Origin of the sequence: Streptomyces sioyaensis, assembly GCF_004122735.1 — a bacterium.
In the GTDB taxonomy this organism is placed as follows: Bacteria; Actinomycetota; Actinomycetes; order Streptomycetales; family Streptomycetaceae; genus Streptomyces; species Streptomyces sioyaensis.
In genome coordinates this window covers 1-18,189 of record NZ_SDIF01000049.1, presented here as the reverse complement: position 1 = coordinate 18,189, position 18,189 = coordinate 1, and the positions used below count along the sequence as shown (strand labels likewise).

General features: G+C 71.0%; 19 protein-coding genes. 14 read left to right on the top strand and 5 right to left on the bottom strand.

The features are described 5' to 3' along the window. The first annotated feature begins 80 nt into the window (after positions 1-80). From EST54_RS18245 to EST54_RS18190, 12 genes are all read left to right on the top strand, one after another. Positions 81-950 (top strand): helix-turn-helix transcriptional regulator, encoded by an 870-nt coding sequence (locus tag EST54_RS18245; protein ID WP_129248708.1) that lies wholly within the window; start codon positions 81-83, stop codon positions 948-950. Continuing rightward, positions 947-2,368, top strand: a complete 1,422-nt coding sequence (sufB, locus tag EST54_RS18240; RefSeq protein ID WP_129248707.1) for a Fe-S cluster assembly protein SufB — start codon at positions 947-949, stop codon at positions 2,366-2,368. Before EST54_RS18245 ends, sufB begins: the two co-directional genes overlap by 4 nt. A gap of 59 nt (positions 2,369-2,427) precedes the next feature. Next, the gene (gene sufD / locus EST54_RS18235) at positions 2,428-3,612 is read left to right on the top strand and encodes a Fe-S cluster assembly protein SufD (RefSeq protein ID WP_129248706.1); all 1,185 of its coding nucleotides are present in this window, start codon (positions 2,428-2,430) and stop codon (positions 3,610-3,612) included. Continuing rightward, entirely contained in the window at positions 3,609-3,926 is a 318-nt protein-coding gene (locus EST54_RS18230; RefSeq protein WP_129248705.1) for a non-heme iron oxygenase ferredoxin subunit, read from the top strand. The genes sufD and EST54_RS18230 overlap by 4 nt, the downstream gene beginning before the upstream one ends. Positions 3,927-3,933: 7 nt before the next feature. Further along, positions 3,934-4,698 (top strand): Fe-S cluster assembly ATPase SufC, encoded by a 765-nt coding sequence (sufC, locus tag EST54_RS18225; RefSeq protein WP_006606314.1) that lies wholly within the window; start codon positions 3,934-3,936, stop codon positions 4,696-4,698. Beyond that, a complete protein-coding gene (locus EST54_RS18220; protein WP_129248704.1) occupies positions 4,695-5,951 on the top strand; it encodes a cysteine desulfurase in 1,257 nt (418 codons plus the stop codon). Before sufC ends, EST54_RS18220 begins: the two co-directional genes overlap by 4 nt. Positions 5,952-5,988: 37 nt before the next feature. Then, positions 5,989-6,447, top strand: coding sequence for a Fe-S cluster assembly sulfur transfer protein SufU (gene sufU, locus EST54_RS18215; RefSeq protein WP_127150283.1), 459 nt, complete (start codon positions 5,989-5,991; stop codon positions 6,445-6,447). Next, positions 6,444-6,779 (top strand): metal-sulfur cluster assembly factor, encoded by a 336-nt coding sequence (locus tag EST54_RS18210; RefSeq protein WP_086718002.1) that lies wholly within the window; start codon positions 6,444-6,446, stop codon positions 6,777-6,779. The genes sufU and EST54_RS18210 overlap by 4 nt, the downstream gene beginning before the upstream one ends. Before the next feature lie 120 nt (positions 6,780-6,899). Continuing rightward, a complete protein-coding gene (locus EST54_RS18205; protein ID WP_129248703.1) occupies positions 6,900-7,220 on the top strand; it encodes a DMT family transporter in 321 nt (106 codons plus the stop codon). Continuing rightward, a complete protein-coding gene (locus tag EST54_RS18200) occupies positions 7,220-7,759 on the top strand; it encodes a TetR/AcrR family transcriptional regulator (protein WP_129248702.1) in 540 nt (179 codons plus the stop codon). Before EST54_RS18205 ends, EST54_RS18200 begins: the two co-directional genes overlap by 1 nt. 122 nt (positions 7,760-7,881) lie before the next feature. Further along, positions 7,882-8,895, top strand: a complete 1,014-nt coding sequence (gene dapD / locus EST54_RS18195; RefSeq protein ID WP_129248701.1) for a 2,3,4,5-tetrahydropyridine-2,6-dicarboxylate N-succinyltransferase — start codon at positions 7,882-7,884, stop codon at positions 8,893-8,895. A 100-nt stretch (positions 8,896-8,995) separates the two neighbouring features. After that, entirely contained in the window at positions 8,996-9,982 is a 987-nt protein-coding gene (locus tag EST54_RS18190) for an EI24 domain-containing protein (protein ID WP_129248700.1), read from the top strand. Here the strand turns inward: EST54_RS18190 and dapA are convergent. The 3 genes from dapA to EST54_RS18180 all read right to left on the bottom strand — a co-directional run bounded on the left by dapA (position 9,894) and on the right by EST54_RS18180 (position 13,124). Further along, positions 9,894-10,859 (bottom strand): 4-hydroxy-tetrahydrodipicolinate synthase, encoded by a 966-nt coding sequence (dapA, locus tag EST54_RS18185; RefSeq protein WP_129248699.1) that lies wholly within the window; start codon positions 10,857-10,859, stop codon positions 9,894-9,896. The two genes, EST54_RS18190 and dapA, sit on opposite strands and share 89 nt — an antisense overlap. A gap of 150 nt (positions 10,860-11,009) precedes the next feature. Beyond that, positions 11,010-11,159 carry a hypothetical protein gene (locus EST54_RS34700; RefSeq protein WP_167511565.1) on the bottom strand — a complete coding sequence of 50 codons (150 nt, stop codon included), beginning with the start codon at positions 11,157-11,159 and terminating at the stop codon, positions 11,010-11,012. A gap of 126 nt (positions 11,160-11,285) precedes the next feature. Then, on the bottom strand, positions 11,286-13,124 hold the full coding sequence (locus EST54_RS18180) for an endonuclease/exonuclease/phosphatase family protein (protein ID WP_129248698.1): 1,839 nt from the start codon (positions 13,122-13,124) through the stop codon (positions 11,286-11,288). Positions 13,125-13,343: 219 nt separating this feature from the next. On the opposite strand from EST54_RS18180, the gene EST54_RS18175 reads away from it, so the two are divergent. Further along, positions 13,344-14,879 (top strand): hypothetical protein, encoded by a 1,536-nt coding sequence (locus EST54_RS18175; protein WP_129248697.1) that lies wholly within the window; start codon positions 13,344-13,346, stop codon positions 14,877-14,879. 190 nt (positions 14,880-15,069) lie between these two features. Continuing rightward, positions 15,070-16,521 carry an alkaline phosphatase PhoX gene (locus EST54_RS18170; protein ID WP_129248731.1) on the top strand — a complete coding sequence of 484 codons (1,452 nt, stop codon included), beginning with the start codon at positions 15,070-15,072 and terminating at the stop codon, positions 16,519-16,521. Between the two features lie 71 nt (positions 16,522-16,592). On the opposite strand, the gene EST54_RS18165 is transcribed toward EST54_RS18170, so the two are convergent. Continuing rightward, the gene (locus tag EST54_RS18165; protein ID WP_129248696.1) at positions 16,593-17,441 is read right to left on the bottom strand and encodes a class I SAM-dependent methyltransferase; all 849 of its coding nucleotides are present in this window, start codon (positions 17,439-17,441) and stop codon (positions 16,593-16,595) included. A gap of 108 nt (positions 17,442-17,549) precedes the next feature. After that, positions 17,550-18,189, bottom strand: a 640-nt coding sequence (locus EST54_RS18160) for a TerD family protein (protein WP_174857457.1), incomplete at its 5' end; no start/stop codon positions are given.

Here is an 18,189-nt window from a genome sequence, read left to right as displayed (position 1 = left end):
GAACCTAAGTGATAGAGGCCACCCGCCCGTGATCGGGACGAGGCTTGTATCGCTTTGACGAATTACGCAACAATGGCGTTGTGAAATACGCGAGCGAGGAGAAGGAAGGGCCCGCGGCCGAGCAGACCGCCGGGCCGGCCGCCTCCGCGCCCGAGCAGTCCGAGCAGGCCGGGCGTCGCGCGGCCGGCGCCGGGCACCCCGCGGCGCCGCACGACGAACAGCAGGGCACCCGCAACAAGGTCGCCCGCTCCATCCTCGACCACGGTCCGTCCACCGCGGCCGAGCTGGCCCTCCGGCTGGAGCTGACCCAGGCGGCCGTCCGCCGCCATCTGGACGCGCTGGCCGCGGAGGGCGTCGTCGAGCCCCGCGAGAAGCGGGTCTACGGCACTCGTGGCCGCGGCCGCCCGGCCAGGGCCTTCGCCCTCACCGACTGCGGACGGGACGCCTTCGACCAGGCCTACGACCAGCTCGCCACCGACGCGCTGCGCTGGATCGCGCAGAGTGCGGGCGGCGGCGAAAAGGGCGAGGCGGCCGTTGCGGCCTTCGCCCGCGCCCGGCTCGCCGCCCAGGCGGAGGGCTACCGCAAGGAGGTCGAGGCCGCCGAGCCGCAGGCCCGTACCGAGGCCCTGGCGAAGGCATTGACCGCGGACGGGTACGCTGCTACGGCGCGCAGCGCGCCCAATCCCCAGCTCGGTGAACAGCTCTGCCAGCACCACTGCCCGGTCGCCCATGTCGCCGAGCAGTACCCGCAGCTGTGCGAGGCGGAGACCGAGGTCTTCTCCCGTTTGCTGGGGACCCATGTACAGCGGCTGGCCACCATCGCCCATGGCGACGGGGTGTGCACGACCTTCGTCCCGAAGGCCGGCGCCGGCAAGGCCGCTCACCGCACGCCACGCACCACCAAGACCACCACAGCATCTGCAAGCACGGCCGGGAGGAACCCCGCATGACGCTCCCCACGGAGACTGCTCACCCTGAGCTCGAGGGCCTGGGCAAGTACGAATACGGCTGGGCCGACTCCGACGTGGCCGGCGCTTCCGCCAAGCGCGGGCTCTCCGAGGCCGTCGTCCGCGACATCTCGGCGAAGAAGAGCGAGCCGGAGTGGATGCTCAAGCTCCGCCTCAAGGGCCTGAAGCTGTTCGACAAGAAGCCCATGCCCAACTGGGGCTCGGACCTGTCGGGCATCGACTTCGACAACATCAAGTACTTCGTCCGCTCCACCGAGCAGCAGGCCGCCTCCTGGGAGGACCTGCCCGAGGACATCAAGAACACCTACGACAAGCTCGGCATCCCCGAGGCGGAGAAGCAGCGCCTGGTCGCCGGTGTCGCCGCGCAGTACGAGTCCGAGGTCGTCTACCACCAGATCCGTGAGGACCTGGAGGCGCAGGGTGTGCTCTTCCTGGACACCGACACCGCGCTCAAGGAGCACCCGGAGATCTTCCAGGAGTACTTCGGCACGGTCATCCCGGTCGGCGACAACAAGTTCGCGTCGCTGAACACCGCGGTGTGGTCCGGCGGCTCGTTCATCTACGTGCCGAAGGGTGTCCACGTCGACATCCCGCTGCAGGCCTACTTCCGGATCAACACCGAGAACATGGGCCAGTTCGAGCGGACGCTGATCATCGTCGACGAGGACGCCTACGTCCACTACGTCGAGGGCTGCACGGCGCCGATCTACAAGTCCGACTCGCTGCACTCCGCGGTCGTCGAGATCATCGTCAAGAAGGGCGGCCGCTGCCGCTACACGACCATTCAGAACTGGTCGAACAACGTCTACAACCTGGTCACCAAGCGTGCCGTCGCCTACGAGGGCGCGACCATGGAGTGGGTCGACGGCAACCTCGGCTCCAAGGTGACGATGAAGTACCCGGCGGTCTACCTCATGGGCGAGCACGCCAAGGGCGAGACCCTGTCCATCGCCTTCGCGGGCGAGGGCCAGCACCAGGACGCCGGCTCCAAGATGGTCCACATGGCGCCGAACACCTCCTCCAACATCGTCTCCAAGTCGGTGGCGCGAGGCGGCGGCCGCACCTCCTACCGCGGTCTGGTCGAGATCGGCGAGGGTGCCGCGGGCTCCAAGTCCAACGTGCTGTGTGACGCCCTGCTGGTGGACACCATCTCCCGCTCGGACACCTACCCCTACGTCGACGTCCGCGAGGACGACGTCTCCATGGGCCACGAGGCGACCGTCTCCAAGGTCAGCGAGGACCAGCTCTTCTACCTGATGGCGCGCGGCCTGTCGGAGGACGAGGCCATGGCGATGATCGTGCGCGGCTTCGTCGAGCCGATCGCCCGTGAGCTGCCGATGGAGTACGCCCTGGAGCTCAACCGGCTGATCGAGCTGCAGATGGAAGGCGCGGTCGGCTGACGCCGCACCCCCAGCAGCGACCGACTCCCTGATTGCAGAAAGCGAGCACTACGACAGCCATGGCTGAGGCTCAGAACATCCCGGCGGGCTCCACCACCACCGGCTCCCTTGCGGTGGCGGCGGAGTCCACCGTCGCCACGAGGATGAGCGCCCCGCCGTCCTACGACGTGGCGGACTTCCCGGTGCCGCACGGCCGCGAGGAGGAGTGGCGCTTCACGCCCCTCGCGCGCCTGAAGGGCCTGCACGACGGCAGTGCCGTGGCCGCAGGTCCCGACCTGAAGATCGACATCACCGCTCCCGAGGGCGTCACCCACGAGCTGGTCGACCGCACCGACCCGCGGGTCGGCAAGGCCGGCAAGCCCGTGGACCGGGTCGCCGCCCAGGCGTACAGCTCCTTCGAGAAGGCCTCGGTGGTCTCGGTCCCCAAGGAGACCGTGCTCTCCGAGCCCATCCGGATCACCGTGCACGGTGAGGGCGGTACGACCTTCGGCCACCAGGTCGTCGAGCTCGGCGCGTTCGCCGAGGCGGTCGTCGTCATCGACCACACCGGCGACGCGGTGCTCGGCGCCAACGTCGACTACCTCCTCGGCGACGGCGCCAAGCTGACCGTCGTCTCCGTCCAGGACTGGGACGACGACGCCGTCCACGTCGGGCAGCACAACGCCCTCGTCGGCCGGGACGCCACCTTCAAGTCCGTCGTGGTCACCTTCGGCGGTGACCTCGTCCGGCTGCACCCGCGCATCACCTACGCGGGCCCCGGCGGTGAGGCCGAGCTCTACGGTCTGTACTTCACCGAGCAGGGCCAGCACCAGGAGCACCGCCTCTTCGTCGACCACGAGGCGTCCAACTGCCGCTCCCACGTCGTCTACAAGGGCGCGCTCCAGGGGCAGGACGCCCACGCGGTCTGGATCGGCGATGTCCTCATCCAGGCGTCGGCCACCGGTACGGACACCTACGAGCTCAACCGCAACCTCGTCCTCACAGACGGCGCGCGGGTCGACTCGGTGCCCAACCTGGAGATCGAGACCGGCGAGATCGTCGGCGCCGGCCACGCCTCGGCGACCGGCCGCTTCGACGACGAGCAGCTGTTCTACCTGATGGCCCGCGGCATCCCGGCCGACGAGGCCCGCCGTCTGGTCGTCCGCGGCTTCTTCGCCGAGCTGGTCCAGCAGATCGGTCTGCCGGACGTCGAAGAGCGGCTGATGAGCAAGGTCGAGGCCGAGCTGGAAGCGTCCGCGGCATGACGTACGTACGCGCAGCGGCGCTCAGTGAGCTGGAGGAGGACACCCCCAAGCGGGTGGAGCTCGACGGCGTCCCGGTCTCGCTGGTCCGCACCGAGGGCGAGGTGTTCGCGATCAACGACATCTGCTCGCACGCGAACGTCTCCCTCTCGGAAGGCGAGGTCGAGGACTGCTCGATCGAGTGCTGGCTGCACGGTTCGAGTTTCGACCTGCGCACCGGCAAGCCGAACAGCCTTCCCGCGACGCGCCCCGTCCCCGTTTACCCCGTCAAGATCGAAGGGGACGACGTGCTCGTCTCCGTCACCCAGGAGTCCTGAGTTCCCCATGGCAACGCTTGAGATCCACGACCTGCACGTCTCCGTCGAGGCCGAGAACGGCCCGCGCGAGATCCTGAAGGGCGTCGACCTGACCGTGAAGCAGGGCGAGACGCACGCCATCATGGGCCCCAACGGCTCCGGCAAGTCGACCCTCGCCTACTCCCTCGCGGGTCACCCCAAGTACACGATCACCGGCGGCACCGTCACCCTCGACGGCGAGAACGTCCTGGAGATGTCCGTCGACGAGCGGGCCCGCGCCGGCGTCTTCCTCGCCATGCAGTACCCGGTCGAGGTGCCCGGCGTCTCGGTCTCCAACTTCCTGCGGACCTCCGCGACCGCGATCCGCGGCGAGGCCCCCAAGCTGCGGCTGTGGGTCAAGGAGGTCAAGGAGGCCATGGAGCGCCTCCAGATGGACCCCGCGTTCGCCGAGCGCAACGTCAACGAGGGCTTCTCCGGCGGCGAGAAGAAGCGCCACGAGATCCTCCAGCTGGAGCTGCTGAAGCCCGCGATCGCGATCCTCGACGAGACCGACTCCGGTCTGGACGTCGACGCCCTGCGGACCGTCTCCGAGGGCGTCAACCGCGTCCGCGAGACGGGCGAGGTCGGCACCTTGCTGATCACCCACTACACGCGCATCCTGCGCTACATCAAGCCCGACCACGTCCACGTCTTCGCCAACGGCCGGATCGCCGAGTCCGGCGGCGCCGAGCTCGCGGACAAGCTGGAGGCGGAGGGCTACGAGGCATACACGAAGGGTGGCGCAACCGCGTGACACAGCTGCCGGGCCTCCTCGACACAGAGGCGATCCGTAAGGACTTCCCCCTTCTGGACCGTCAGGTCCACGACGGGAAGAAGATCGTGTATCTGGACAACGCGGCGACCTCCCAGAAGCCGCGCCAGGTCCTCGACGCCCTGAACGCCTATTACGAACGCCACAACGCCAACGTCCACCGCGGCGTGCATGTGCTCGCCGAGGAGGCCACGGCGCTGTACGAGGGTGCCCGCGACAAGGTGGCCGCCTTCATCAACGCGCCGAGCCGCGACGAGGTGATCTTCACCAAGAACGCCTCCGAGTCGCTCAACCTCGTGGCCAACATGCTCGGCTGGGCCGATGAGCCCTACCGCGTGGACCGCGAGACCGAGATCGTCATCACGGAGATGGAGCACCACTCCAACATCGTCCCGTGGCAGCTGCTCGCGCAGCGCACCGGCGCGAAGCTGAAGTGGTTCGGCATCACCGACGACGGCCGCCTCGACCTGTCCAACATCGACGAGATCATCACCGAGCAGACGAAGATCGTCTCGTTCACGCTGGTCTCCAACATCATGGGCACCATCAACCCGGTCGAGACGATCATCCGTCGCGCCCAGGAGGTCGGCGCGCTGGTCTGCATCGACGCCTCGCAGGCCGCCCCGCACATGGTGCTGGACGTCCAGGCGCTGCAGGCCGACTTCGTGGCCTTCACCGGCCACAAGATGTGCGGCCCGACCGGCATCGGTGTCCTGTGGGGACGCCAGGAGCTGCTGGAGGACCTCCCGCCGTTCCTCGGCGGCGGCGAGATGATCGAGACCGTCTCGATGCACTCCTCGACGTATGCGCCCGCGCCGCACAAGTTCGAGGCCGGTACGCCCCCGATCGCGCAGGCCGTCGGCCTCGGTGCGGCCGTGGACTACCTCAGCTCGATCGGCATGGACAACATCGCCGCGCATGAGCACGCGATCACCGAGTACGCCGTCAAGCGGCTGCTGGAGGTCCCCGACCTGCGCATCATCGGCCCGAGCACGGCCGAGGACCGCGGGGCGACGCTCTCCTTCACGCTCGGCGACATCCATCCGCACGACGTGGGCCAGGTGCTGGACGAGCAGGGCATCGCGGTGCGGGTGGGCCACCACTGCGCACGGCCGGTCTGCCTGCGCTACGGAATTCCTGCGACCACGCGGGCGTCGTTCTATCTGTACTCCACCCCCGCCGAGGTCGACGCCTTGGTCGAGGGCCTGGAGCACGTCCGCAATTTCTTCGGTTGACCAAGCACAGCGGATGAGGACGAGGACTGACTGAGCCGTGAAGCTGGATTCCATGTACCAGGACGTCATCCTGGACCACTACAAGCACCCGCACGGGCGCGGTCTTCGGGACGGCGACGCAGAGGTGCACCATGTCAACCCCACCTGCGGTGACGAGATCACGCTGCGCGTGCGGCTCGACGGCGCCACGATCGAGGATGTGTCCTACGAGGGCCAGGGCTGCTCCATCAGCCAGGCCAGCGCGTCGGTGCTCAACGAGCTCCTGGTGGGCAAGCAGCTCGGGGACGCGCAGAAGATCCAGGAGACCTTCCTGGAGCTGATGCAGTCCAAGGGTCAGGTGGAGCCGGATGACGCGATGGAGGAGATCCTGGAGGACGCGGTCGCGTTCGCCGGTGTCTCCAAGTACCCGGCGCGTGTGAAGTGCGCCCTGCTCAGCTGGATGGCCTGGAAGGACGCCACGGCCAAGGCCCTCTCCGAGGAGGCGAAGACCGCATGACCGACACCCCGACCACCACCAAGCCGGCCTCCGAGGAAGAGGTCCGCGAGGCGCTGTACGACGTCGTGGACCCCGAGCTGGGCATCGATGTCGTCAACCTGGGGCTGATCTACGGGATTCACGTCGACGACGCCAATATCGCCACCATCGACATGACGCTGACCTCCGCGGCCTGCCCGCTGACCGACGTCATCGAGGACCAGGCGAAGTCCGCCACGGACGGCATCGTCAACGAACTGAAGATCAACTGGGTCTGGATGCCCCCGTGGGGCCCGGACAAGATCACCGACGACGGCCGCGAGCAGCTCCGCGCGCTGGGCTTCAACGTCTGACGAGATCTCCGAGCGATACGGCCGTGCCCGCCAGCCACCACTGGCGGGCACGGCCGTTTCGCGTGGCGGGACCCGCGCGGATATGTACGCCCGTACGCAACGTTGTGTACGCTCGTACGCATGGGCTATCTGACGCTCGCCGGCGCGATCCTGTCCGAGGTTCTGGCGACCACCGCGATGAAATACAGCGACGGCTTCAGCAGGCTGTGGCCGTCGGTGTGTACCGCGGCGGGCTACCTCCTCGCCTTCTTCCTGCTCGCGCAGACGCTGAAAACGATGAGCGTCGGCACCGCGTACGCCCTCTGGGCCGGTGTCGGCACGGCGCTGATCGCCGTGATCGGGATGGTGTTCCTGGGGGAGAGCGCCAGCGCCCTGAAGATGCTCGGGGTGCTGCTGGTCATCGCCGGGGTCGTGGTGCTGAATCTGGACGGGGCGCACTGATGGCGCGGCGCCATGACCCCGGGCGGCGGCAGCGGATCATCGACGCGGCGATCGCCGTGGTCGGCGCGCGGGGGATCGCCGGGCTCAGCCATCGGTCGGTGGCCGCGGCGGCGGACGTGCCGCTCGGCTCGACCACGTACCACTTCGCGACCCTGGACGAGCTGCTGATCGCCGCGCTGCGGCAGGTCAACGGCGAGTGGCTGGCCGGCTTCGCGCGCTGGGTGGACGGGCTCGATCCGGCGGTGCCGCTGGCCGAGGAGGTCGCGGGGCTGGTGGCGGACACCCTGGCCGGCGACCGCGCGCGGGTGGAGCTGGAGTACGAGCTGTATCTGGCGGCGCTGCGGCACGAGGCGGTGCGGCCGATCGCCGCCGAGTGCCTGGACGAGATGGTGCGGCTGCTGGGCCGGCGGGTCGGCGACGAGCGGACCGCGCGCGCCGTGGTGGCCTTCGCGGACGGGCTGCTGCTCCAGCATCTGCTGACCGGCGCGCCCTTCGAACCCGCGGTGGTGCGGGACGGGCTGGCCGGGGTGCTGGGCTGACCGCCGGCGGGTGGGCGGCAGGGCTCGTGCGGTCGTACGAGGCCGGTGGTGCGACCGTACGGCCGGGCCCGATCGCTGAGACCGGTTCGCCTCGACGGGCGCCCTCCGGTTAGGTTTCGAGCATGACCGATGCTGCTGCTTCCGCTGCTTCTTCCCGTACCACCGGCGCCGTCGCCGCCGGGCTCGCCACCGTCACCTCCGACGGCACCGTTCTCGACACCTGGTTCCCGGCGCCCGAGCTGGTCGCCGCGTCCGCCGCGGACCTCGGACCGGCCGGCACCGAGCACCTCGACGACGCGCGCGCCACCGAGCTGCTGGGCGCCACCGTGCTCAAGGCGATCGGTCCCGACCCGGTCCGCCAGGTCGAGGTCGTCGCCGTCCGTACGGTCATCGCCTCCCTCGACGACAAGCCGCTGGACGCGCACGACGCCTATCTGCGCCTCCACCTGCTCAGCCACCGGCTGGTCAAGCCGCACGGCCAGAACCTGGAGGGCGTGTTCGGCCTGCTGGCCAACGTCGCCTGGACCTCGCTGGGCCCGGTGGCCGTCGACCAGGTGGAGACGGTGCGGCTCAACGCCCGCGCCGAGGGGCTGCACCTCCAGGTCACCAGCATCGACAAGTTCCCGCGGATGACCGACTACGTCGCGCCCGCCGGGGTGCGGATCGCGGACGCCGACCGGGTGCGCCTGGGCGCGCACCTCGCGGCCGGGACCACCGTCATGCACGAGGGCTTCGTCAACTTCAACGCCGGGACGCTGGGCACCTCCATGGTCGAGGGCCGGATCAGCGCGGGTGTGGTCATCGGCGACGGCTCCGACATCGGCGGCGGCGCCTCCACCATGGGCACCCTGTCCGGCGGCGGCAAGCAGATCATCTCGGTCGGCGAGCGCTGCCTGCTCGGCGCCGAGTCGGGCATCGGGATCGCGCTGGGTGACGAGTGCGTCGTCGAGGCCGGTCTGTATGTGACCGCGGGTACCCGGGTCACCCTGCCCGACGGCCAGATCGTCAAGGCCCTGGAGCTCTCCGGCGCGGACAACATCCTCTTCCGCCGCAACTCCACCACCGGCGCCGTCGAGGCCCGCCCGAACAAGGCGACCTGGGGCGGCCTCAACGAGGTCCTGCACAGCCACAACTGAGCGCACACGGCAGCACCGACGGCCCGGCGGACGCCCCGCCGGGCCGTCGGCGGTGCGGCCGCCGTCCCGGGCCCGGGCGGGCGCCGATAGGCTGTGCGCCATGCGTGATCTTGTAGCGGGGATGCGGTATCTGGGCAAGGGCCAGCGCTGGGTCGCCCAGCACGGCCGGTGGTGGGGGTTCGGACTGATTCCGGCGCTGATCGCCCTGGTGCTGTATGCGGGGGTGCTCACCGCGCTCGCCCTCTGGTCCGGCGACATCGCGGCCTGGGCGACGCCGTTCGCCGACGGCTGGGGTGAGCCCTGGCAGGGGCTGCTGCGCGGGGTGTTCGTGGCCCTGCTGTTCGCCGGCGGGCTGACGCTCTCCGTGCTGACGTTCACCGCCGTCACCCTGCTGATCGGCGACCCCTTCTACGAGTCCCTGTCCCGGACGGTCGAGGAGTCCGAGGGGCACTGTCCGCCGGACCCGGACCGGCCGCTGTGGCAGGAGATCGGGATCGCGCTGCGCGACAGCGTGCATGTGCTGCTGCGGGCCGCCGGCTTCGGAATCCTGCTGTTCGTCCTCGGGTTCGTGCCGTTCCTCGGGCAGACCGTGATCCCCGCCGTCGGCTTCTGCGTGTCCGGCTTCTTCCTCGCCGTCGAGCTGACCTCGGTGGCCATGCAGCGCCGGGAGATCCCGGTGCGCGAGCGGCTGCGGCTGCTGCGCGGGCGCAAGGGGCTCGCCGTCGGCTTCGGCACCCCCGTCGTGCTGCTGTTCCTGATCCCCTTCGTCGCGGTGGTGCTGATGCCGGGTGCGGTCGCCGGGGCGACGTTGCTGGTACGGGATCTGGTGCCGGACGCCGGCGAGCCGTCGGCGCCGGACGAGGGCGCGGCCGGGCCGGCTCAGGCCGCGCCCTACGGGCAGACCGCGGCCGGGGCGCCGTACGGACAGCACGGCGCCGCGGCGCCCGGGCAGCCCGGTGCGCAGGGCGGTTTCGGCCCGGCGCCCGCACCCTTCCCGCCTAGCCAGGGACACCCGCAGGCACCGCGGTACCCGTCTCCGCCGTCCGGTCCAGGGTCGTCCGCAGGGCGTCCACCAGCTGGCTGGTGAGCGTGGCGTCCGCTGCCAGCAGCGGGCCGCGGACCGGTCCCGCGGGCAGGCCGAGGTGGTTCAGCCGCGCCTTCGCGGTGACCGTGCCGGGCGTCTCGGTGCCGGTCACCGCCTCGATGAGGGGGACCAGGGCGAGCTGACGGCGGGCCGCCTCGGCGGTGTCCCCGGCGTCATAGGCGTCCAGGACGGCGCACACCGCCCGCGGCGCGGCATTGGCGGCGGTGCTGATGCAGCCGGCGCCGCCGATAGCGCGCAGCGGCAGGATCTGCTCGTCGCAGCCCGCGTAGTAGGCCAGGCCCGTCGCGGCCAGCACCTTCGCCGACTTCAGCAGGTCGTAGCCGCAGTCCTTGACCGCGGCGATCCGCGGGTGGGCGGCCAGCCGCAGCAGGGTGGCGGCACTCAGCGCGGTGCCGGTGCGGCCCGGGATGTCGTAGAGCATCACCGGCAGCCCGGTGGCGTCCGCGACCGTCCGCAGATGCTGGGTGACGGCCTCCTGGGTGGGCCGTGAGTAGTACGGCGTGACCACCAACAGGCCGTGTGCGCCCGCCCGTTCGGCGCCGCGGGCCAGTGCGACGGTGTGCCGGGTGTCGCTGGTGCCGACCCCGGCGGTGATTCTCGCCCGGTCCCCGACGGCCTCGACGACGGCCCGCAGCAGGGCCTCCTTCTCGGCGTCCGTAGTGGTCGGGGACTCCCCGGTGGTGCCGCTCAGGACCAGGGCGTCGCAGCCGCCTTCGTCGACGAGGTGGGTGGCGAGCCGCTGCGCGCCGTCGGTGTCGAGCTCGCCGTCGGCGGTGAACGGGGTGATCATGGCGGTCGCGGTACGGCCGAAGGGTGATACGGCCGCCCGGGGGGCGAGGGGATCGGTCACAGGGGTCATGCCAGGAGTCTGAGGGCGCCTCATATTTCACGTCCAGTTAGTTGTTCTGGCTGATTCGTTAAGCACTGCTGCTATGTCCCGGGGTGGCGGCGCAACGCGGAACGGCCGCCGCACCTTCGGTGCGACGGCCGCTCGGGCATCACAGGCCCATCACGCGTCAGTCAGGCCATTCCGCGAACGCTTCAGGTCCTGGGTCCGCTCGGAAGCGGACTCCTCCGATGACTTCGGCTTCCGCTGGTCGGCGCGCCGCTCCGCGGCACGGTCCTTGTTGCCCGACTTACGGTTCTGGGACTTCGGCATGGTGACTCCCTATGTCTCGCCGAATTTTTCTTACGAGCCCAGTACCGCATCCCCGGCGGCATTCGGCCCCCGGACGTGAGCCAGCGGAGTGACGGGAGCGTCACGCGGGGTGACCCGGTGCGGGGCTCACGGCCGGATGCGCAGCACCTGCGGATCGTGGTCGCTGGCCTGGTCGGCGTACTCGGAGTTGAGGTGCACGATGTCGTAATCGGCCCTGGTCAGCGGGCGGGTGGTGAGCATGTGGTCCAGCACCTGTGAGTTGCCTTGGTAGACGTAGCCGTAGCGCTCGGCGGCCGGGAGCCGGTTGACCTGGTCGGTGAGCACACCGCCGGCGGTGAGGCTCTTCAGGGCCGGCGAGAACTGGTAGTCGTTGAGGTCACCGGCCACCACCACACCGGCCTTCGGGTCCTTGGCCAGCAGTTCCTTGACGAACCCGTTGACCAGCTCGGCCTGTGCGGTGCGCTGGGTCTCCGAGCTCCTCGCCGGTGGCTGGAAACGGCTGTCCAGGCTCTGGTCGCCGCCCTTGGAGTTGAAGTGGTTGGCGATCACGAAGACCCGGCTGCCCGGCCGGCTCTTCAGCGCGAACTGGCCGACGAGGGGCTTGCGGCTGGTCTTCCACGCCTCGTCGGTGGGCGCGATCCGGCCCGGGGAGGCGGACAGCGTGACCTTGCCGTGGTCGCCGACCACCTTCACCGGCGTGGTGGCGTCGCCGCCCTTGATGTCCGTGAAGGACACCCGGTCGGGGTTGAACAGGAACGCCGTGCGGATGTTGCCGCCGGGCTGGCCGCCGTCCTGGTCGTTGACCGGGTCGATCTGCCGCGCCTCGTACGCCGGGCCGCCGGCCGCCTTGATGGCGTCGGTCAGCTTCTTGAGGGTCTCCCCGGCGGTGACCACGCCGTTGTCCTTGGGGCCGCTGTCGTCCTGGACCTCCTCCAGCGCGACGACATCGGGCGCGGACAGGTTGTGCACCAGCGCCTTGGCCAGCCGGTCGAACTTGGCCTGCGGGGTGGCGGGGGAGAGGTTCTCGACGTTGTAGGTGGCCACCGCCAGCTCGTCGGACTTCTGCCGGCGGGTGCTCTCCGGCGCCGGGCCGTGGTCGGTGAGCTTGCCCAGCTCGGTGGCCTGGAGGGTGTAGCCGCCGAAGTTGTCGTAGTCCAGCGGCCCGGCGGTGGTGCCGGTCAGCGCCTGGCCGACATCGGCCACCGGGAACGGCTGCTGCGAGAACGGGATCAGGGACCCCACCTTGATCCGGCCGCCGTTGGGGTCCGCGTACGAGCGGTAGAGCGTCCCACCGCGGGTCGTGCGGTCGTGGCCGGGCTCGGCGGTCACCCACAGCTCGTGGTACTTGTTCGTCGGGCCGACGACCGGCGCGTCGGAGACCGCGACCCGCATGCCCTCCAGGGACTCGTAGCGGTCCAGGGCGTACGAGGAGGGGCGCAGCTTCAGCGACTCGATGCTCTTGCCGCCCGCGGCGGGGGCGTAACGGCCGGGTACCGAGGCCGGGTTGAGCTTGAAGGCGGCCGGCAGCGGGGCGTCGGAGGAGACCGTCTTCCAGGTCGCGCCGGTGATCTCGGTGACGGACTGCAGACCGGCGTCCTTGCCGCCCGGGTAGTACTCACTGACCGTGCCGGAGAAGGTGAGGGCGTCGCCGACGGCGACCTTCGGCGTCTCCTTGCCGGTGAAGACGAAGACCGCCTCACTGGTGGCGGGGTTCTTGTCCGGGTGCGGGTCCTGCACCCAGAACCCGCGCGCCGAGCCGAACGAGCGGATCGCGGTGACCGTGCCGGGCACCTCGCTGACCTGCTGTCCGACCAGCGGGGATATGCGGGTGCTGCCTTGTATGTCGTGGATCCGGGTGCCGGCCGCGGAGGCGGACTGCGTGGTGATCAGCAGTCCGCCGGCAAGGGCGGCACCGGCCACCGCGCTGACGGCGAGCGGCCTGCGGAGCGAACGACGGGACGGCATGGATGCCTCCGAGGGGGTGATGGGGGGTGGACGGTGCAGCGGGCCTACGGAGCAGTAACCGGCGCGCTACGCGCGTCAATCTCTTGCGTACGTACGGGAGTTGTCAAGACTCCTCGGGTGTCCGACAGGAGGCGCCGGGGTGAACCGTCCGAGATACGGAGAATTCCGTCTACGCTTGGGCGCGCACGAGCCGTAGCCGTCCGAGGAGCTGAGCACCCGATGTCCGCAGACCGTCCCACCCTGCCGCCGGTGCGGCTGCACTCCGAAGCGGAGCTGGCCCGGGACGCACTGAGCGCCCCGCTGATGGCCCGGGCCGCGAAGCTCGCCCGCTGGGCCGAGCGGGGCGTCCCGGTCGGGGTGGGCGGCGAGATTCTCCAGGAGCCGCTGGCCGCCGCCACCGAGCACCTCGGACTGGCCGGCGACGAGGACGGTCCCGCGTACACCGCCGAGGCCTGGCAGCTGGCGGTGGACACCGGACTCGTGGAGATCGAGGAGGCCCCCGACGACGAGGACGGCACCGACCTGCCCGACAACGCCGCGGCCGGCACCGCCACCCCCGGCGAGGAGCTGGGCCTGCTCACCTCCGGCAGCCCGCAGGACATCCTCGACATCTGGCTCGGCGGCATGGAGACCGTGCTCGCCGACGCGGCCGCCCCCGATCTCGCCGACCTCGCCGACCAGCTCACCCAGGGCGGCGAGCTGGACCTGGACGCGATCGACTGGAACCCGGAGGAGGAGGCCGAGCTGCTGGACGGCATCCTCGGCAACCTCTATCTGCTCACGGCCCTGAACGAGCGTCCCGACCAGGACGTCCCGCTCCCCGCGCTGGCCGCCTCCATGATCGTTCCGGACGACATGGACGAGCCCACCGACGACGTCCTCGAAGAGGTCTCGGAGGCGATGATGCGCCTGGACGACCAGTTCCGGGTGCTGGAACCGATCGGCCTGGTCGCCTATCAGCCCGTGGACGAGGCGCTCATCGAGGAGCTCGACGAGGACGGCGAGACGGTCCTCCCCCAAGGACCTTCGACAGGCTCCGGTCCAGGGGGGACCCCCATCGCCGAGCCGCTGACGGACGAGGACGTCTCCCGCTACGGCCTGGTCCGCCTCACCCCGCTCGGCGTCTACGCCGTCCGCGCCAGGATGCTGGACGCGGGGGTGCACGCCCCGGCCGTCGGCGATCTCTCCGACAAGGGCGCCGACGTCCTCCTGGAGGCGCTGCCCGACTACCCCGAGCCGCTCGCCCAGGCCGAGTCCGAGCTGTGGCTCGCCGCCCGTACGCCCCTGGACGCCGCGCGGGACCTGCTCGCCGCGGCCCGGGGCGACGATGAGCGCGCCCCGCGCCGCCGGCTCGGCGCCCAGCAGACCCTCTCCCTGGTCGCACCGGACGCCGAGGAGGCGCTGCGCGAGGTGCTCGACGACCGGCAGCTGGGCGGGCTGGCCCGGGTCTGGCTCGCCGAGCGTGCGCTGCCCGGCATCCCCGAGCCCTCCCAGGAGATGATCTTCTGGCTGACGGTGGACACCCTCGCGGCGCAGCTGGACAGCGCCGAAGAGGAGGAGGCCACCGCCGAGCTGCGCGAGCTGGTCCAGGGCCTGACCGAGCAGCACAGCGGATTCTTCGAGACGGCCTGGCGGGTGGACCACCCGGCCACCGCCGACGTCCTGGAGGCCATGGGTCGGCTGCACCCGGACAAGAAGGCCGCCAAGGAGGCCCGTAAGGCCGCGTTCAAGGCGCGCTCGCGGCAGTCGGACTGAGCCGGTCCGACCCCTGAGGCACCGGCGGGGCCGGTCCGGCGGAGCACGGCCCACCACGGCCCGGTTCCGCCGGACCGGCCCCAACTGCTCCCTGGATGTCGTGCCGCGTTCAACTGGAGTTCGACGACGCGCGGAAACGTGGGCGGCGTAGGCCCCAGGGGAGAAGAAACCGGCCATCTTGGAGATGACAATGCCGCTCACCCGAAGAGACTTCGCCACGCGTTCCGCCCTCGCCGGCGCGGGGGTTGCGCTGGCCGGCAGCGTCGGGGTGCTGGCCACCGCGCCCGGAGCCCTCGCCGCGGAGCTCCCGGACGCCGGCCCGGACGGTGCGCCGGACGGGTCCGCGCCCGGCTACGGCCCGCTGGTCCCCGACCCGGACGGCATCCTCGCGCTGCCCGCCGGGTTCTCGTACCGGATCATCACCCGCACCGGCGTCACCACGCTCGACAGCGGTGAGTCCACCCCTTCCAACCACGACGGCACCGGCACCTTCGAGGGGCACCGCGGCACCACCCTGCTCGTCAACAACCACGAGCTCAAGGGCCCGCGCGCCGACTGGCCGCACCCGGTGCCGCTGACGGAGGGCCTGGTCTACGACCCGGCGGCATCCGGCGGCTGCACCGTCGTCGAGGTCGCCAAGGACGGCAGCCCGGTCGGCGAGCGGGTCGGCATCGCCGGTACCTCCACCAACTGCGCGGGCGGCACCACCCCTTGGGGCACCTGGCTCACCTGCGAGGAGACCGAGGACAAGGCCGGCGACCACGGCATGACCAAGGACCACGGCTACGTCTTCGAGGTCGACCCGCACGACCTCGCGGCCGGCCGGAACCCCAAGCCGGTCAAGGCGCTGGGCCGTTACGCCCACGAGGCCGTCGTCGTCGACCCCAAGCGCGGCCACCTCTTCCTGACCGAGGACGCCGCCGGCCCCAACGGCCTGTTCTACCGCTGGACCCCGCCGCACGGCTTCCGGCACGGCCACGGCCGGCTGCGCACGCTGGCCGACGACGCGGGCGTGCTGGAGGCCTTCAAGTGCTTCGACTCCGGCGGCCGGTTCGTCGACGACCTCTCGCGCGCCACCAAGGCCGGCACCGTCTACGGCGTCGACTGGGTGGAGGTGCCCGACCGCGACGCCCGGACGGTCTCGGTCCGCAAGCAGTTCAAGGACGGTGAGGTCACCCGCGCCCGCAAGCTGGAGGGCATGTGGTGGGCGGACGGCGGTGCCTACGTCGTGTCCTCCTACGCCCGCGAGGAGAGCCCGGTCCAGCACGACGGGCAGGTGTGGTTCTACGACCCGCGGCGGCGGACGCTGACCCTGAAGGTGCTGCTGGGCGTCAACCAGGACCCGTCCAAGGACGGCGCGCTGGACGGCCCGGACAACATCAGCGTCTCGCCCTACGGCGGCCTGATCATCGCCGAGGACGGCGAGGGCGTGCAGCACCTCTTCGGCGCCACCGACGACGGCCGGACCTACCCCGTCGCCCGCAACGAGCTCAACATCGGCACCGCGGACAAGCCGGAGTTCAGCGAGTTCACCGGGCCGGTGTTCTCCCCGGATGGGCGGACGCTGTTCGCCAACATCCAGGAGCCCGGCATCATGCTGGCCATCACCGGCCCGTGGAGGCGGCAGCGCCGGCAGCGGTAGCCGCCACGGCCGGTGACCGGTGACCGGCCGGTGACCGGCGGCGAGGCCCCCTGCCGTACGGGCGGAGGGCCTCAGCCGGCCGTCGCGGTCAGCACGTAGTAGTCCAGCAGACCGGTCTCATAGGCCGTCAGATAGCGGCGCGGCCACTCGTCGCGGAGCTCCGGCTGCTGGGCCATGTAGCGGTCGTAGTCCTCCCAGACCCCCTCGCCGATCGGCCGGACGCGGACCTGCCGCAGGCCCGCCGCGGAGAGCGTGGCGGCGACCTCGTCGACCACATGCGGCACGTCCAGGCCGTCGGCGTACGGGGGCAGCAGCCCGGGCAGCGCGCGGGCGGCGGCAGGGGTGGGGGCGAAGAACGTGGTCAGCGCCAGCCGGCCGCCCGCGCGCAGCACCCGCGCCGACTCCCGGGCGAAACCGGGCAGATCGCGGAAGTGCTGCGCCGCCTCGACGGAGAAGAGGCAGTCGACGCTGCCGTCGGGGAGCGGGATCTGCTGCGCCGCGCCCTGGAGGAACTCCAGCCGGCCGGTGGTGTCCGGGGACGCGGCGAGCAGCTCCGCGTTCGCCTTCTTGGCCCGGGCGATCTGGTCGGGGTGCGCGTCCAGTCCGATGACCGCTCCCAGGCCGCGCTCGCGCAGCGCCAGCGCACAGCCCAGCCCACGCCCACAGCCGACCTCCAGTGCGGTGCGGCCCCGCGCCGGCTCGAAGGTGTCCAGCACCAGGCGGTAGAGGTCCTGCTCGCTGCGCACGCGGTCGGCCTCGGTCAGCGGCCGGTCCGCGGGGCCGGTCAGGCCCGCCCAGTAGCCGAAGTTGATGAAGCCGCCGGCGAAGGCCGGGACGGTGCTGAGGTCGAGCTCGCCGTACACCTTCGCGACCCGGTCGGGAAGGCCCGCGGGGCCGGCGGGCGGCGGCTGCTGCGTCATCGAACGCTCCTCGTGCGGGATGCTGACGGGCCGTCAGGATAGCGGCCCCGCCGCGGACGGCCCGCGCCGCCTGCCGCGGGGCGGGGCCGTCCGGCGGGCGTCACCGGTTCACAGCGCCTGGGCGGCAGGTTTGGTCATGCCGCGTACCGTGCGGGCGTCGACGAACTCTCCCAGCGCGGTCATCTCCCACTCGCCGGAGTACTGGCGGATGAGCTTCGCCATCATCACGCCCGTCCGCGGTTCGGCGTGCGTGAGGTCGAAGCGGACCAGCTCCTCGCCGCTCTGGGCGTCCAGCAGGCGGCAGTACGCCTTGGCGACATCGGAGAACTTCTGGCCGGAGAAGGAGTTCACGACGAAGACCAGGCCCGACACCTCCGGGGGCAGCCCGCCGAGATGGACGGTGATCGCCTCGTCGTCGCCGGCGCCCTCGCCGGTGAGGTTGTCGCCGGAGTGCTGGATCGCGCCGCCCAGGATCATCAGCTTGCCGAAGAAGCAGTTGTCGACCTTCTTGCGGTCCGGGCCGTAGGCGATGACGGAGGCGTCGAGGTCGATGCTCCGGCCCTGGAAGGCGGGCTCCCAGCCGAGGCCCATCCGGACCGAGCTGAGCACCGGGCGGCCGCCCTTGACCAGCGACACGGTCTGGTTCTTCTGCAGGCTGACCCGGCCCTTGTCGAGGTTGACCTTGCCGGAGCCGGGGGCCGGGTCAGCCTGCAGAAGAACCAGACCGTGTCGCTGGTCAAGGGCGGCC

What these genes read in the sequence shown, in the direction of transcription:
- sufB (WP_129248707.1), top strand. Translation starts at nt 947, where the DNA reads ATGACGCTCCCCACGGAGACTGCTCACCCTGAGCTCGAGGGCCTGGGC.
- sufD (WP_129248706.1), top strand. Translation starts at nt 2,428, where the DNA reads ATGGCTGAGGCTCAGAACATCCCGGCGGGCTCCACCACCACCGGCTCC.
- EST54_RS18230 (WP_129248705.1), top strand. Translation starts at nt 3,609, where the DNA reads ATGACGTACGTACGCGCAGCGGCGCTCAGTGAGCTGGAGGAGGACACC.
- sufC (WP_006606314.1), top strand. Translation starts at nt 3,934, where the DNA reads ATGGCAACGCTTGAGATCCACGACCTGCACGTCTCCGTCGAGGCCGAG.
- EST54_RS18210 (WP_086718002.1), top strand. Translation starts at nt 6,444, where the DNA reads ATGACCGACACCCCGACCACCACCAAGCCGGCCTCCGAGGAAGAGGTC.
- EST54_RS18205 (WP_129248703.1), top strand. Translation starts at nt 6,900, where the DNA reads ATGGGCTATCTGACGCTCGCCGGCGCGATCCTGTCCGAGGTTCTGGCG.
- EST54_RS18200 (WP_129248702.1), top strand. Translation starts at nt 7,220, where the DNA reads ATGGCGCGGCGCCATGACCCCGGGCGGCGGCAGCGGATCATCGACGCG.
- dapD (WP_129248701.1), top strand. Translation starts at nt 7,882, where the DNA reads ATGACCGATGCTGCTGCTTCCGCTGCTTCTTCCCGTACCACCGGCGCC.
- EST54_RS18190 (WP_129248700.1), top strand. Translation starts at nt 8,996, where the DNA reads ATGCGTGATCTTGTAGCGGGGATGCGGTATCTGGGCAAGGGCCAGCGC.
- dapA (WP_129248699.1), bottom strand. Translation starts at nt 10,859, where the DNA reads ATGACCCCTGTGACCGATCCCCTCGCCCCCCGGGCGGCCGTATCACCC.
- EST54_RS34700 (WP_167511565.1), bottom strand. Translation starts at nt 11,159, where the DNA reads ATGCCGAAGTCCCAGAACCGTAAGTCGGGCAACAAGGACCGTGCCGCG.
- EST54_RS18180 (WP_129248698.1), bottom strand. Translation starts at nt 13,124, where the DNA reads ATGCCGTCCCGTCGTTCGCTCCGCAGGCCGCTCGCCGTCAGCGCGGTG.
- EST54_RS18175 (WP_129248697.1), top strand. Translation starts at nt 13,344, where the DNA reads ATGTCCGCAGACCGTCCCACCCTGCCGCCGGTGCGGCTGCACTCCGAA.
- EST54_RS18170 (WP_129248731.1), top strand. Translation starts at nt 15,070, where the DNA reads ATGCCGCTCACCCGAAGAGACTTCGCCACGCGTTCCGCCCTCGCCGGC.
- EST54_RS18165 (WP_129248696.1), bottom strand. Translation starts at nt 17,441, where the DNA reads ATGACGCAGCAGCCGCCGCCCGCCGGCCCCGCGGGCCTTCCCGACCGG.